Genomic DNA, 15,838 nt, shown 5'->3' with positions numbered 1-15,838 from the left:
GGGTAATGTCATGTTAGATACATTAATGTTGTCGCGAATGCAGTTTGCGGCCAACATCAGCTTCCATATTCTTTTTCCCACCATCACGATTGCACTCGGATGGATGCTGGTGTTTTTCAAATTCAGACACAATCGCACAGGTGAGCAAATTTGGCTCGACACCTATTATTTCTGGGTCAAAGTGTTTGCGCTGACCTTTGCGCTTGGGGTGGTCTCTGGTATCACCATGAGTTTTCAGTTTGGCACCAATTGGCCGGGCTTCATGGAAAAAGTTGGCAACATTGCGGGTCCTTTATTGGGCTATGAGGTGATGACGGCGTTTTTCATGGAAGCGACCTTCCTCGGTGTGATGTTATTCGGTAAAAACCGGGTGCCTAACTGGGTGCATACGCTGGCAACTTTGCTGGTGGCGATTGGTACCACGATTTCTGCTTTTTGGATCCTGGTACTCAATAGCTGGATGCACACACCAACCGGCTTTGAGATCATTGAAGGGGTGGTCCACCCAACCAGCTGGTTCGAGGTTATTTTTAACCCATCAATGCCGTATCGCTTAAGCCATATGTTATTAGCGTCAGGGCTGACCGCGTCTTTCTTAATTGCCGGTATTTCCGCCTATCAGAAATTGAAATCACCCACGTCCGGTGTGTCAGACAAGCCACTGAAAGTGGGGATTACGGCGGCCGCTATTTTGATCCCACTGCAAATCTTTATCGGCGACATGCACGGGTTAAACACCCTAGAACATCAACCGCAGAAAATTGCGGCGATGGAAGGGGTCTGGGAGACCGAGCAAGGCGCGCCATTACTGCTTTTTGCGGTACCTAACGAACAAACACGTTCAAACGACTATGAAATCGGTATTCCGAATCTGGCCAGTTTGATTCTGACTCACAAACTCGATGGTGAAATCAAAGGCTTGGAAAGCTTTGAGTATCATCCACCGGTGAAACCACTCTTCTTTGGTTTTCGAATCATGGTAGGCGTAGGTGTGCTCATGTTGCTGGTGAGCTGGTACACCGCGTACCGTGTATGGCGAAACCAGCCAATGCCTAAGTGGCATCTGATGGGGCTTGTGGCGATGACCTTCTCAGGCTGGGTCGCTACCTTATCGGGATGGTATGTCACTGAGATTGGTCGTCAGCCTTGGCTTGTTCAAGGTGTATTGAAGACGGCGGATGCGGTGACGACAGTCGCCAGTTCTAATGTAGGGATTTCATTAACCATCTATCTCACCCTCTATGCCGTGTTAATGGTGGCCTACATTCGAACCCTGTTCTTCTTGGCGAAAAAACGTTTGCCAGAGTATCAATCTGACGACGCAAACACCGCGCAGTCAACTAAAGAGGTGAACGTATGACCATCACACCACATTTACCTGAAATCTATCTATTGCTCTTTGGGTTTACGGTATTTATGTATGCCGTACTAGATGGCTACGATCTCGGGGTTGGCATGTTGCTCCCGAGCTGTAACCAAGCACAGCGCGATCGCATGATTGCATCGATTGGTCCTTTTTGGGATGCCAACGAAACCTGGTTAGTGTTGGCGGTTGGTATTTTGTTGATTGCATTCCCAACCGCACATAGCTTGATTTTGACTGAGCTATACTTGCCGACCTCAGTGATGTTAGCGGGATTAATCTTGCGCGGGGTCTCCTTCGATTTCCGTGCCAAGGTGCGGCCTGAACGCAAAGATCTCTGGGATCGTTGCTTTAAAGCCGGCTCTTTTATTGCAGCGATGACCCAAGGCTACATGATAGGCCGTTATGTGTTGGCATTTGATGAAAGCATCGGGGCGTACTTGTTTGCCTTATTAAGTGGCCTTTGTGTGACCGCAGCTTACATCTATATCGGCGGAACCTGGCTGGTGATGAAGACTGAAGGCGATTTACAAAAGCGAGCGGCTAAATGGTCGCGTCGTGGTGGTTGGTTAGCCGCGCTAGGCGTCTTAGCCATTAGCATTGTGAACCCACTGGTAAGTGAAACGGTTGCCGCGCGTTGGTTTGGCTTCCCTGAGATCTTGCTGCTCGCCCCCGTTCCATTAGTGTGTCTGGCGATTATGGTGCTGGTCGACCGATATTTACGCCATGTACCGGTTGAAAATGACGTGGGATACCAATTCCCATTCATTGGCGCGATATTCTTGTTCGCATTAAGCTTTTTTGGCTTGGCCTATAGTTTCTTTCCGGACATCGTCCCAGGGGTAATGACAGCACAAGAGGCAGCGAGTGCACCAGGTACCTTATTGATTGTGGGTTATGGTGCCATGTTTGTGTTGCCGATGATCTTCTTGTACACCGTGTTTGTCTATCGTGTGTTCTCCGGTAAAGCAACGGATCTTAACTACGAGTAATCTCTCTCACCGTTAGCCGTTTAACTGTTTTATGAGCGCCCAGTCCATCTTGTGATGGCCTGGGCGCTTTTTTATCCCTACATATTTGTCATTAACGCAAAAAAGATAGTCACCCTAAACATTGGTGACGTTAAATATTACATCTCGCTGGATTAGCTCTCCTGTCTATCAAGCAAAGACTTGATTTTTTCTGAGACCATTACGTTAGAGCTTGGTGCTCGATTCCATTTTTGTCTTGTTTTATCTGATGATCGGCGAGATGAGCGGGTTTTCGTTGGTTTTTTACGCTTTTTAGCGTTTTTGATGATGATGTCGCTGGTAATGAGTGAGGCTAAATCATAGCGCTTCTCTTGTTTATGGCCCTTAATAATCGCTTATGATAGTTGTATTTGTGGTCATTTATCGAGCGATTTGGTGATAAATACTGCTATCAGCACAAACAATTAGGTGACAAAAGAGTGAGGTTAAAATTGACTTAAATCATTGTTTTTGCTTTATCTAGCTGTTTTTTCGTGGGGTGGGGTGTAGCGAATTGGTTAAAAATAATGTTTGAGATCTAATGATTAGCGTGTAAGATTATCTTTAACTAATCGTTCAATTAAAAAAACGAATGGAGACGTAATGCCTAAGGTAGGGATGCCGGAAGTACGGAAACCGCAGCTGGTTAAGGCCACGATGACGGTCATCGGTCGAGTAGGGCTGCATGCAGCCACGATTTCTTTGATCAGTAAGGAAGCCGGCGTATCGACAGGCATTATTAACCACTATTTTGGTGGTAAGCATGGCTTGCTAGAAGAAACCATGCGTGTGGTTCTACGTGAGCTATCGGCGACGGTGATTAGCGCATTGCGCGAAACCCCACGCCACCACCATCAGGCGCGCATTAACGCGATCATTAACGCCAACTTTGAAGGGTTTCAGGCCAAATCTGATGTGGTTAAAACGTGGTTAGCGTTCTGGTCGTATGCCATGCATGACGATGAATTATACCGTTTACAACGCGTGAACGAAAAGCGCCTACTGTCGCATTTGCGCATTGAGCTACGTGCATTATTGCCGCTTGATCAGGCGGTGATGGTCGCTCAGGGGATTGCGGCGTTGATCGATGGTATTTGGTTGCGCGGTGCATTGAACCCTAAAGGTATTGATGCCAACAACGCTCGGACCATCATCAATGATTATTTGGATAAGCAATTGACCTTTTATGGTCGTCCTCAGAGCTAAGGCCGCAAACGCCTGACATATACACTCGAATACAAAAGAATTCAGGATTAATTATGGACGCGAAAACGCTATTTATTAATGGGCAACTGACCGCTGCAACCAGTGGCGAGCACTTTGCAACCGTCAACCCGGCCACGGGTGAAACGCTTGCACAAATTGATCAAGCTTCGGCAGACGATGTACAAGCGGCTGTCGATGCTGCCAAACAAGGCTTTGCAGTTTGGTCGCGTATGACAGCGATGGAGCGTAGCCGCATTCTACTAAAAGCCGTTGCCCTGTTACGTGAGCGTAATGATGAATTAGCGAAGCTCGAAGTACTCGACACCGGTAAGCCGATTCAAGAAGCGGTCGAGGTTGACGTGGTCACCGGCGCGGATGCGATTGAATATTTCGCCAATCTTGTCCCGTCCATGCAGGGCGAGCAACAACCGCTTTCTGAAAACCAATTCTTCTATACCCGCCGTGAACCACTTGGCGTGTGTGCGGGCATTGGTGCTTGGAACTATCCGATCCAGATTGCGATGTGGAAGTCAGCACCAGCATTGGCAGCGGGAAACGCCATGGTGTTTAAACCGTCCGAAGAAACACCGCTAACCGCCTTAAAACTGGCAGAAATTTTTGCCGAAGCAGGGATGCCAGCCGGTGTGTTTAATGTGGTTCAAGGTGACTACCGTGTGGGCCAAATGCTGACTGCACACCCTGAGATTGCCAAAGTCTCGTTCACGGGTGAAGTCGGAACCGGTAAAACGGTCATGGGTGACGCGGCTAAAACACTCAAGTCGGTCACTATGGAGCTAGGCGGTAAATCACCTTGTATCGTGTTTGATGATGCAGACCTTGATAATGCGGTATCGGCAGCTATGGTCGCGAACTTCTATACCCAAGGCGAAGTGTGTACACACGGCACCCGTGTATTTGTTCACGACAGCATTTACGACGCCTTCGTTGAGCAACTGAAAGCGCGTACAGAAAAGCTCGTTATCGGTGACCCAACCGATATGAACACCCAGGTCGGTGCGCTGATCTCGACTGAACACCTTAATAAAGTGATGACGGCGATTGAAACGGCAAAAGCAAGCGGTGCAACCTTGCTGACCGGTGGCTACCGCGTCACTGAGAACGGGCTTGATAAGGGTAACTTTGTCGCGCCAACCATCTTTACAGACTGTGATGACAACATGGCGCACGTGCGTGAAGAGATCTTTGGCCCCGTGATGTCGGTATTGCGCTTTTCTGATGAGGAAGAAGTCGTTGCCCGTGCCAACAATACCCATTATGGCTTAGCGGCAGGTATCTTTACGCAGAATCTATCGCGTGCTCACCGCATTATTCATCAGCTTGAAGCCGGTATTTGCTGGGTCAACACTTGGGGTGACTCACCCGCAGAAATGCCAGTTGGTGGCTACAAACACTCAGGTGTCGGTCGTGAGAATGGTGTCGAAACCCTCACACATTATACCCAAACCAAGAGTGTCCTGATTGAGCTTGGCGACTTCGCCAGCCCTTACGCCTAATTTCTAACGGAGCGACCAATATGTCACAACGCTACGATTATATTATCGTCGGCGCGGGTTCGGCCGGCTGCGCATTGGCCGATCGGCTGACCGAATCTGGCCAACATCAAGTGCTACTGCTTGAAGCGGGCGGTACCGATAAGAGTATTTTTATCCAAATGCCGACGGCTTTGTCGATTCCTATGAACACCAAGCGCTATGCCTGGCAGTTCGAGACATTGCCAGAGCCAGGCCTTGATGGACGTGAACTTCATTGTCCCCGCGGTAAAGTGCTCGGTGGTAGCTCATCGATTAATGGCATGGTGTATGTCCGTGGTCACGCTTGTGACTATGAAGAGTGGGTTGAGCATGGTGCCAATGGCTGGGATTACGCTAGCTGCTTGCCGTACTTTAAGCGTGCTGAAAGTTGGTCAGGCGGGGCAGATACCTATCGTGGTGGTAACGGTCCTGTCGGCACTTGCAACGGTAACGACATGAAATTAAACCCATTGTATCAAGCTTTTATTGATGCAGGGGTGGAAGCTGGGTATCCAGAAACCAAAGATTACAACGGTTATCAGCAAGAAGGCTTTGGCCCAATGCACATGACCGTCGATAAAGGTGTGCGTGCCTCAACATCAAACGCCTATCTGCGCCGTGCCTTGAAGCGTAGCAACCTCACCTTGAAAAAAGGCGTGGTGACGCGCCGTATCTTGCTAGAAGGCAAGCGTGCTGTCGGTGTGGAATTTGAAAAAGGCGGCAACATCGAGCATGTGATGGCGGATAAAGAAGTGATCTCCAGTGCCGGCTCTGTTGGGTCGCCTCAGCTTTTACAGCTATCCGGTATTGGTGCGCGTGACGTGCTCGAAAGTGCAGGTGTTGATGTTCAGCACGAGCTGCCGGGCGTCGGTGAAAATTTGCAAGACCACCTCGAGGTGTATTTTCAATTCCATTGTAAGCAACCCATCACGCTGAACAGCAGACTGGGCCTTATTAGCAAAGGCATGATTGGTACCGAGTGGATCCTGACCCGTAAAGGCTTGGGCGCCACCAACCATTTTGAATCTTGCGCCTTTATTCGCTCACGCGAAGGACTGAAGTGGCCAAACGTGCAGTATCACTTTTTGCCTGCTGCTATGCGTTATGACGGTAAAGCGGCATTTGATGGCCATGGCTTCCAGGTGCATGTCGGCCCTAATAAACCAGAAAGTCGCGGCCATGTTCGGATTCAGTCTGCCGATCCGCATGCTAAGCCGGCAATTTTATTTAATTACATTACGACTGAGCAAGACCGCCAAGATTGGCGCGACACCATTCGTTTAACCCGCGAAATTATGGATCAAAACGCGATGAACGCATTCCGTGGTGATGAGATCCAGCCGGGTAAGGATGTTCAGTCGGATGAAGCGATCGATCGTTGGGTGAAAGAGAATGTGGAAAGTGCTTATCACCCATCGTGTACTTGCAAAATGGGCGCCGAAGACGACGCAATGGCGGTGCTCGATGAGCAATGCCGCGTGCGTGGAATTCAAGGGTTGCGCGTGGTGGACTCCTCTGTCTTCCCGACGATTCCTAATGGCAACCTGAATGCCCCAACCATCATGGTAGCGGAGCGCGCCGCTGACATGATCCTTGAGAAGCCACTCTTACCTGCCGAGCAGGTGCCAGTATGGATTGCGGCTGAGTGGCAAGACAAGCAACGCAATCAAAACGCGCAGAGTGACGATGCCACCCAAGGGTGAGCACACACTAGAAACTAATTAGTAAGCATTACAAGGAAACTAATATGTCAATGAATAAACGTAAAACCACCAAAACGCTGATGACTGCCGTTGGCTTGAGCTCAATGATGGCGTTCGGCGCTGCAGCGAATCAGTGTGAAACCGTGCGTTTCTCGGATATCGGTTGGACAGACGTCACTTCAACGACGGCTATCACCACGGAAGTGCTTAAAGGCATGGGTTACACCACAGAGACAGATTTACTGTCACTGCCTGTGACCTTCTCATCACTAGCGTCGGGCGACATCGACGTATTCCTCGGTAACTGGATGCCAACACAGACAGGCGATATTAAGAAGTACATTGATAACGGCACTGTCGATAGCGTTCGCGCTAACCTAACGGGGGCAAAATACACCTTAGCTGTGCCTAAATATGTGTACGATGCCGGTGTGACTAGTGTTGCAGATATCGCGGAATATGCTGACAAATTTGATTCACGCATTTATGGCATTGAACCCGGTAACGATGGCAACACGCAAATTCAAAAAATGATCGACACCAACGACTTTGATCTGGGTGATTTCCGCCTAATCGAGTCCAGTGAAGCGGGCATGATTTCGCAAGTCTCACGTGCCGTTCGTCGTGACAAATGGGTTGCCTTCCTCGGCTGGGCCCCGCACCCAATGAACAGCAATTTTGATATGAAATATCTATCTGGTGCCGATGAGTACTTCGGCCCGAACTATGGTGGTGCCACGGTTCATACCAACGTACGTAGCGGCTATGTCGAGCAGTGCGCAAACGTGGGTCAAATGCTCGAGAATCTTGAGTTTAGTCTCAAGATGGAAAACGAAATGATGGGCAAAATCCTCAACGACGGTGAGAAGCCACAAATGGCTGCACGTGAATGGCTACGCAACAACCCAAGTGTGTTGAACAAGTGGCTAGACGGTGTCACCACAGTTGATGGTAAAGACGCTGTTGAAGCGGTCACTGAATACCTAAAAAAGACTGAAGCGTAACTATAAAAGTGTAGAAGGAGAGGGCGGTGTTAACGCCGCCCCTAAGGTTTTATTGTGAATATTATTACAGATAACAAGATCCCACTCGGTCAATGGATGGAAAGCGGTGTTGATTGGTTGACCATGAATGCCGCCGGTTTTTTTGATGCGATTTCAATTGGGTTAGATACTAGCATCACACTATTGGTCGATATTTTTAAATGGATGCCAGCAGCTGGTCCGATTCTTATGACCGCGGCCCTTGCTTGGTACCTGCAACGTCGAATTTCTATCGTGATCTTTGTTGTGAGTGCGCTCTTGTTGATCCTCAACCTGGGCTACTGGCAAGAGATGCTGGAAACCTTTGTTCTGGTTTTTGCCGCGACAACGATTTCCGTATTAATTGGCATACCGCTGGGGATAATGGCGGCGCACCGGCCTTTGGTATACACCTTTATGCGGCCATTGCTCGATTTAATGCAAACTGTACCACCGTTTGTGTATCTCATCCCAACGCTGGTGTTGTTTGGTTTAGGGATTGTTCCGGGCCTTATTTCGACCATTATCTTTGCTATCGCATCGCCAATCCGCCTGACGTATCTAGGGATCACGCGGGTGCCTGAAGAATTGGTCGAGGCGGGACGTGCATTTGGTGCCACTCGTATGAAGTTGTTGTTTAAAGTGGAATTGCCGGCGGCATTGCCAAGCATTATGACAGGTGTGACTCAGTGTATTATGTTGTCGCTGTCGATGGTGGTTATTGCTGCGCTGGTGGGGGCTGATGGCCTGGGTAAACCGGTTGTCCGTGCACTGAATACAGTGAACATTTCTCAAGGGTTTGAAGCGGGTCTTGCGATTGTATTGGTCGCCATCATTCTTGACCGCTTGTGTAAAGCACCCAACCAAGGCAACGAATAAGAGGTAACCATGGACGCAATCGCAATTAAAAATTTAGATGTCGTGTTTGGCGATAACGTACAGCCAGCACTTGATCTGTTGGATAAAGGCCTTTCTCGGTCAGAAATTATTGAACAAACTGGACAAGTTGTCGGTGTCGATAATGTATCGCTCAATGTTAAAGAAGGCGAAATCTGTGTGCTCATGGGCCTTTCAGGCTCAGGTAAATCGAGCTTACTCCGTGCAGTTAACGGCTTAAACCCTATTAGTCGTGGTAGCCTCGAAGTCCGCGACGGCGATCAAATGGTCGATATGGCAACTGTTGATTCGCAGACATTGCGTCACTTGCGCACCAGTCGTGCTTCTATGGTGTTCCAAAAATTTGCCTTGATGCCTTGGATGACGGTTGTCGATAATGTGGCGTTTGGCTTGGAGATGAAGGGGATCAGCAAAAAAGAGCGCCGCAAGCAAGCGCTTGAGAAATTGGAGCTCGTTGGTTTAGATGAGTGGGCTAACCAATATCCTCATGAACTGTCTGGTGGTATGCAGCAGCGTGTTGGTTTAGCAAGGGCCTTTGCCATGGACAGCGATATATTGCTGATGGATGAGCCTTTCTCTGCGCTTGACCCACTGATCCGAGCCCAGTTGCAAGATGAGCTGTTAGAAATACAGAAAAAACTCAATAAAACCATTCTGTTCGTCAGTCACGACTTGGATGAAGCGTTGAAGATTGGTAACAACATTGCGATTATGGAATCGGGCCAATTGATTCAGCATGGCAAGCCGGAAGACATTGTATTACGTCCAGAAACTGACTACGTCCGTGACTTTGTGGCTCATACTAACCCATTGAATGTCTTAAAAGGACGCTCAATGATGAAAACGGCTGATAACTTAACGCGCGTTGAGAATCGTTGGAAAATCTGTGATCGACGTGAAATCTGGGTCACGGCTGAGCAAGGTGGCACTTTCTCTGCAACCGCGGGCAATCAACCATTGCGTGTGGTTGAGTGGGACAAAGACACGCTCGATTTCTCACAAGTTGGCGATAACACCATTGTTGTGGCCTCACCCGATATTGAGATGCGTGACGCGATTGAAATTCGCTATAACACCAATACGCCTGTATTGCTGGTAGAAAATGGTGAATTGCTCGGTACCTTGTCTGATCATGACTTCTATCATGCTTTATTGGGTAAATTTCAGAAAAAAGACACAGACCAAGCGGCATAACTCACCACGAGTCAGCCCATGTCTAGCCATACAAAAGGCCTGCTTTCGAGCAGGCCTTTTCTGATCATTGCGAAGTTTGTTGATAACCGAATTAATACTACGGCATGATCACGGTATCAATCACGTGAATGACGCCGTTGGACGCCATGACATCGGGTTTCACCACAGTCGCGTTGTCCACTTTCACATCACCGTAAGAGACTTTGATCATCACATCGCTACCTTGCACCGTGGTTGCTGATGACATACCCATAACTTGCTCGGCTGTGACCTTACCGGGGACAACATGGTAAGTGAGGATATTGGTTAGTTTGTCTTTATTCTCTGGCTTCAGCAGTGTTTCTACGGTGCCATCTGGGAGCTTATCAAAGGCAGCATTGGTCGGCGCAAACACTGTAAATGGACCATCACCTTTCAATGTATCAACCAGATCAGCGGCTTTTACTGCTGCGACCAACGTTGAAAAGTCATCATTTTTCATCGCAGTATCAACAATATCATGATCACCCTTGTGGTGAGCAGCGACCGCGGAGCCCATGCTTGCGAGGAACGTGGCAGTGACTGCAAATTTGGTCATTGTGTGTTTTAACATCATTGTTCTCCCTTTCATTTTTTACTCCCCACCATGACGGCGATGCAACATTGCAAACGCTTGGTGACTTCCTGGGAATGATTAATTGACTGCCTTGTAGAAAACGAAGAGAGAGATGAAGCCGATCACAGCGCCAAAAATATTCCTGGCCACGATTCCTTCTTTTACGCCTGATTACCTTGATATTCACGTGAAATTTTTCGAACAACTCATTCGCATAATTGTGATTGTCCGCACACTTTTATCGGCGTAATCTCGTGCTCGTTCCGACGCAATAACGCGAACATGCTGTCGATTCTAGGGAGTATGCTTTGTGAGCAAGTTTCTGCGAAAAATAGCATTTTCAAAAAATAGCCATTTTTCAAAATAGAGACAGTGAGGTGACAAAGCACCCGCGTTATTGGCGTTTAATAGCAGTCAACCCGATACGAAAGAGGAAATAACCATGAAAAAACTTGCAGCAATTTTCGCCCTGACGCTCGCTTCAACCTCTGTAATGGCTGGTGGTTTAAACCTCGATGTCACCCCAGCTGAAGGCGGCGCTTGGGTAACCGTTACCGAGCAAGGCCAAGCGGTTGAAGGTGCGAAAGTGACCAGCGAATCCGGTCTGGATGCGAAAGTCACTGACGAGTCTGGTCGTGTATTTATTCATGCACAAAACCAGAACAGCCGTTCAGTCAACTATGTCGCTAACACAGATCAAGGCCAGCACGCTGAAAAAGCAGCCTTTGTACGTGGCGACCATAGCTAAGCATTGTTCGTGAGCCATCGTGGACAAATCTTGTCCACGAGTCATTGAGCATAAAAAAGAGAGCATTACGCTCTCTTTTTTTATGCCTTTCGGTTAACCACAACCACGTTTTTAGAGCAACCACGTTTTTAGATAAACCATGCTTTTAGATCAAAAAGTGACTCGACTTGATGGGTTGGTGTAATGCCTGCTGGTGACGGTGTGTTATCGCTATTAAGCCAGCATGTATCAATTCCTGCACGCATACCACCCAGCACATCAGAATGTGGATTATCGCCAACCATTAAGATTTTGTCCTTGGGGGGATTTCCCATTTTTTCAAAGGCATGTTCAAAGATCCGAGGGTCCGGCTTGGCGATGCCCACTTGCTCGGATATCACTAAGGTTGAAATCGCAGACTTCAACCCGGTTCTTTCCAGGCGGATATCTTGGAGAGCGGTAAATCCGTTAGTAATGATACCAATATGTGCATGTGGCTTGATCGCACTAATAAGATCGCGCGCGCCTGGCAATGGTTCGCAAATCTCAGCCATTGCATCTAAAAAACCCTGGTTCAATGTTGCAGGCGCCACGTTAAGACGCTCTCCCCAACGCGTAAAACGCTCGGTTTGTAGCGTATGAGCATCAATTTCACCATCTTGATATTGTACCCACAAAGGCTTGTTTAGCTCTGAGTATTCCGCAAACGCGTGATGGTCAAAATCGACATTGTAGCGCGAAAACATACGTTGCAGTCCCGCAAACGCATCGAAGTGAAACAGGGTTTCATCCGCATCAAAAAGCACCCAAGGATATCGCATCGATTTAACTCTCTTAATGTAAAGTGAAAGAGTGTAACAGACCCAGAGGTTTGCTAGCGAGCCTCCACAAGCGACTCACCGTCCATGGTGAGAAAGAACGAAAACACAAAGCAATGTTGCTATTAAAGGGAGAGGTATAGCCCTGCCAAGGTGGCACTAATGAGGTTGGCTAAGGTTGCGGCAAGAATGGCGCGCATGCCTAATTTGGCGATATCACCGCGGCGCTCTGGGACAATGCCGCCCAAGCCACCCATTAACATTGCTATTGAGGTGAGGTTGGCAAAGCCACATAACGCAAACGTAACAATGGCTTGGCTATGGGGAGAGAGCGCCTCTTTTAGGTTCATAAAATCCGCAAACGCCACAAATTCATTCACAGCAATTTTCTTACCAATCAAGGTGCCTGCTGTCATCGCCTCTTGCCAGGGAATGCCAATCAGCCAAGCCACTGGTGCAAATAGGTAGCCGAATAGCCACTCAAGGCTTAGTTGCGGCAAGTTTAAAATAGGCCCCAGTTTCCCTAACCCACCATTAATCAGCGCAATCATACTGATCACGGCGAGTAAGCTGGCCCCCACGGCCATCGCAATTTGTAAGCCACTCAAGGCGCCTTGCGTGCCAGCATCAATCACATTCACTGGTTTATCTTGATCGTCTTCGAGCGCTTGGTGTTGAGCATGATTCATGGGGGATTCGGTCTGCGGTACCATTATTTTGGCCATCATTAACCCAGCAGGTGCCGACATAAACGCGGCCGCGATCAGGTATTTCATCTCTACCCCCAAGCCTGCGTAACCCACCATGGTGCCGCCGGCGACTGAGGCGAGCCCGCCCACCATAACAGCAAACAGCTCGGAGCGAGTCATGGTAGAAAGAAAAGGTTTCACAACCAACGGCGCTTCAACAGAGCCAACAAAAATATTGGCCGTGGCTGACATGGACTCAGTGCGAGAAGTGCCAAGTACGCGGCGCAATAAGCCACCAATGAGGCGAATGATCCAAGTCATGACCCCAATGTGGTAAAGCACAGCGATCAGTGCAGAGAAAAAAACGATGGTGGGAAGTACATTAAAAGCGAAAATAAAACCAAGTTTAAACTTAGCCAGATCACCAAACAGAAATTCAGCGCCAATATCGCCAAAACTAATAATCGCCGACACGGCTTCTGATGCGTTAGCTAGAATACGCTGACCAAGCGGAACAGAGATGATAAAGCCAGCAAAGACGATTTGTATTAGGAACGCACCTCCCACTGTGCGCCAATTAATCGCGGAGCGATTTTCCGAAAAGACAACCGCGATAAGGAAGAGGACACTAATCCCCAAAAGGCCAATGCCAAACTGCATGATGTTGCTCCGCAAACGTTAAACTTAGGATGGAAAACGATTGCGGCGGTATTGTACGCGATTTTAATAATGTGACAAGAGTCACTTTTTGTCCTCTTTGTGTTCATTTAATTGCACTTGTGTCTATATTGATAAAAGGTGTGTTGTAGCTCGTAAATGATGCGTGACATCTTGGTTATAAAAGGTGTCGAGACGGGTTCTTCCTATCAGCATTGTGAGTGAAGATTGCGTTGCATCAAAAGTGTTGATGGTGACTGTGTCTATTTTTCATGGGCATCTAGAATAAAACCCGGCTATGATTCGAATAGGCCAAGGATAGTGCTATTTCCTTAGCGACACGATTATTTATAGTTCTGAAATAAAGAGTTCAAATAACTCGCTGAGCGAGTAAGGACGCGGGATTCGGGCTGATTTTTTCTTAGTGGGTGGTCACAAAATGAACATTTAGTTAGGCCCCTAATTAAAAAATTTTCGAGATGTGTTAATGTAGCCGACTGTGTGGTGATGACTGATCTTTTATTGATGTTAAAGATGGCTTAAACATCAATAAATAATGAGCTCGCTACCAACACTCACAGGCTTCCGAATAAACGGACTAAGGAGTTAACTCGTGAGCGATAAAAGCCATGAAGATATGATGACACCAGACGGGAAGGTTAACCCGATCGATACTGACTATCAGGTCGGTCAGGATAACGTAGCGCTGAAACTCGGCCCGTTTGGTTTTGATATTCATAACCGAGTATTTATGATTTCCGGGCTGTCGATTTTGGCCTTCATTTTTGTCACCTTGGCATTTCAAAACCAAATTGGTCCTGTTTTTGGGGATTTGCGTGGATGGCTAACCTCAAATCTAGACTGGTTCTTCCTTTCTGCAGGTAATATTTTTGTTGTTGCTTGTCTAGTGCTGGTTGTGTCACCACTGGGTAAAGTCCGATTGGGTGGTACTGAGGCCAAACCGGATTACGGCTATGCGGGCTGGTTCGCGATGCTTTTTGCGGCCGGTATGGGCATTGGCTTGATGTTCTATGGCGTGTCTGAACCATTGACGCACTTCCAAACCGCGTTAGGTGGGACGGCAACCGGTGCTGACGGCCTTCGCACTGACTGGGCGCCTTTGGGGGCGGCAGCCGGGGATACGGAAGCTGCTCGTCGCCTAGGTATGTCTGCGACTATTTTCCACTGGGGTTTACACCCATGGGCGATTTACGCGGTATTGGCTCTAGGCTTGGCACTGTTTGCGTATAACAAAGGCTTGCCTTTGACCATGCGTTCTGTGTTCTACCCACTGTTCGGTGAACGTGTTTGGGGTTGGACAGGGCACGTGATTGACATTCTCGCGATCATTGCGACCTTGTTTGGTCTTGCCACCTCGCTAGGCTTGGGGGCATCACAAGCATCCGCCGGTCTGCACTATCTGTTTGACACGCCCCTGGGTAATACCACCGAAGTCATGCTGGTGATGGGTATTACGGGCGCGGCGATCCTTTCGGTTGTTGCAGGGGTAGACAAAGGGGTCAAACGCCTGTCTGAAATCAACATGATTTTGGCACTGTTGCTGCTAATCTTTGTTATTGCCGTGGGTCCAACGATTGCCATCTTAACCGGCTTCTTTGGAAACCTAGGGGCATATCTACAAAATCTGCCTGCGCTGTCTATGCCATTTGGCCGTGAAGATGCGAACTTTACCCAAGGCTGGACTTCCTTCTATTGGGCATGGTGGATTTCTTGGTCCCCATTTGTGGGTATGTTTATTGCGCGTGTTTCACGCGGTCGTACTGTGCGTGAATTTATCACCTGTGTGCTTATCATCCCTTCAGCGGCCTGTGTGCTTTGGATGACCGCCTTTGGTGGCACGGCGATTGGTCAGTTCGTTAATGAAGGCTATACCGCTGTTGCTGATGCGGAGCTTTCACTCAAGCTGTTTGCGATGTTGGATGACTTGCCGTTGGCATCAATCACCTCGTTTATCGGGATTATCCTGGTTATGGTATTCTTTGTGACCTCGTCTGACTCGGGCTCATTGGTTATTGATACCATTTCAGCGGGCGGTAAAGTGAATGTGCCTGTACCACAGCGTGTTTTCTGGGCGTCTTTCGAGGGCTTGGTTGCGGTTGCGCTGATCCTTGGCGGTGGCTTGGTTGCCCTGCAAGCGATGGCGGTATCAACCGGTTTCCCATTCACGATTGTGCTGTTGGTCGCGACGGTCTCCTTGTTTAAAGGCTTGATGTCAGAGCCGCGAGGCTAGTTAGCGAAATAGCGTTAATCTAGTCAATGATGAAAGAGGCAGCGCACCATGCGTTGCCTCTTTTTTATTAGCGCTGTTTTATTGCCCTCTTTTTCAGCCCTCCTTTGCCGCTAATGTTCGTCTCTCGAGACGGAGCGTTATGAAGTGGTTAAATATTGACCAAGCTCGCCAGCC

Annotated in this window: 13 protein-coding genes; 10 read left to right on the top strand and 3 right to left on the bottom strand. The window is 48.4% G+C overall.

What is annotated here, in order from left to right:
• The first annotated feature begins 10 nt into the window (after positions 1 to 10).
• From BZG75_RS00760 to choV, 8 genes are all read left to right on the top strand, one after another.
• A complete protein-coding gene (locus BZG75_RS00760; protein WP_021022512.1) occupies positions 11 to 1,360 on the top strand; it encodes a cytochrome ubiquinol oxidase subunit I in 1,350 nt (449 codons plus the stop codon).
• The gene (gene cydB, locus BZG75_RS00755) at positions 1,357 to 2,355 is read left to right on the top strand and encodes a cytochrome d ubiquinol oxidase subunit II (RefSeq protein WP_021022511.1); all 999 of its coding nucleotides are present in this window, start codon (positions 1,357 to 1,359) and stop codon (positions 2,353 to 2,355) included. The genes BZG75_RS00760 and cydB overlap by 4 nt, the downstream gene beginning before the upstream one ends.
• Positions 2,356 to 2,976: 621 nt before the next feature.
• The gene (gene betI / locus BZG75_RS00750; protein WP_021022510.1) at positions 2,977 to 3,579 is read left to right on the top strand and encodes a transcriptional regulator BetI; all 603 of its coding nucleotides are present in this window, start codon (positions 2,977 to 2,979) and stop codon (positions 3,577 to 3,579) included.
• 53 nt (positions 3,580 to 3,632) lie between these two features.
• Positions 3,633 to 5,093, top strand: coding sequence for a betaine-aldehyde dehydrogenase (gene betB / locus BZG75_RS00745; protein WP_077460134.1), 1,461 nt, complete (start codon positions 3,633 to 3,635; stop codon positions 5,091 to 5,093).
• Between the two features lie 20 nt (positions 5,094 to 5,113).
• Positions 5,114 to 6,814, top strand: a complete 1,701-nt coding sequence (gene betA / locus BZG75_RS00740; protein WP_077575888.1) for a choline dehydrogenase — start codon at positions 5,114 to 5,116, stop codon at positions 6,812 to 6,814.
• A 44-nt stretch (positions 6,815 to 6,858) separates the two neighbouring features.
• Complete coding sequence (locus BZG75_RS00735) at positions 6,859 to 7,818, top strand: choline ABC transporter substrate-binding protein (protein ID WP_077575887.1); 960 nt, start codon at positions 6,859 to 6,861, stop codon at positions 7,816 to 7,818.
• 54 nt (positions 7,819 to 7,872) lie between these two features.
• On the top strand, positions 7,873 to 8,715 hold the full coding sequence (choW, locus tag BZG75_RS00730; protein WP_021022506.1) for a choline ABC transporter permease subunit: 843 nt from the start codon (positions 7,873 to 7,875) through the stop codon (positions 8,713 to 8,715).
• Between the two features lie 9 nt (positions 8,716 to 8,724).
• Positions 8,725 to 9,927, top strand: a complete 1,203-nt coding sequence (gene choV, locus BZG75_RS00725; RefSeq protein WP_077575886.1) for a choline ABC transporter ATP-binding protein — start codon at positions 8,725 to 8,727, stop codon at positions 9,925 to 9,927.
• A 97-nt stretch (positions 9,928 to 10,024) separates the two neighbouring features.
• On the opposite strand, the gene BZG75_RS00720 is transcribed toward choV, so the two are convergent.
• On the bottom strand, positions 10,025 to 10,522 hold the full coding sequence (locus tag BZG75_RS00720) for a fasciclin domain-containing protein (RefSeq protein WP_077575885.1): 498 nt from the start codon (positions 10,520 to 10,522) through the stop codon (positions 10,025 to 10,027).
• A gap of 442 nt (positions 10,523 to 10,964) precedes the next feature.
• On the opposite strand from BZG75_RS00720, the gene BZG75_RS00715 reads away from it, so the two are divergent.
• Positions 10,965 to 11,270, top strand: coding sequence for a hypothetical protein (locus BZG75_RS00715; protein ID WP_021022504.1), 306 nt, complete (start codon positions 10,965 to 10,967; stop codon positions 11,268 to 11,270).
• A 128-nt stretch (positions 11,271 to 11,398) separates the two neighbouring features.
• Here BZG75_RS00715 and yjjG read toward each other — a convergent pair whose 3' ends face one another.
• Complete coding sequence (gene yjjG / locus BZG75_RS00710; protein ID WP_077575884.1) at positions 11,399 to 12,070, bottom strand: pyrimidine 5'-nucleotidase; 672 nt, start codon at positions 12,068 to 12,070, stop codon at positions 11,399 to 11,401.
• A gap of 122 nt (positions 12,071 to 12,192) precedes the next feature.
• Positions 12,193 to 13,416 carry a NupC/NupG family nucleoside CNT transporter gene (locus tag BZG75_RS00705; protein WP_077575883.1) on the bottom strand — a complete coding sequence of 408 codons (1,224 nt, stop codon included), beginning with the start codon at positions 13,414 to 13,416 and terminating at the stop codon, positions 12,193 to 12,195.
• Between the two features lie 634 nt (positions 13,417 to 14,050).
• Here BZG75_RS00705 and BZG75_RS00700 point away from each other — a divergent pair.
• Positions 14,051 to 15,664: a BCCT family transporter gene (locus BZG75_RS00700; protein ID WP_198532296.1), complete on the top strand. Its 1,614-nt coding sequence runs from the start codon at positions 14,051 to 14,053 to the stop codon at positions 15,662 to 15,664.
• Positions 15,665 to 15,838 lie beyond the last annotated feature (174 nt).

The sequence above is a fragment of the Salinivibrio sp. AR640 genome, from assembly GCF_001995405.1.
GTDB classification, from domain to species: domain Bacteria; phylum Pseudomonadota; class Gammaproteobacteria; order Enterobacterales; family Vibrionaceae; genus Salinivibrio; species Salinivibrio costicola.
This window is presented reverse-complemented; position numbering and strand designations above follow the sequence as displayed.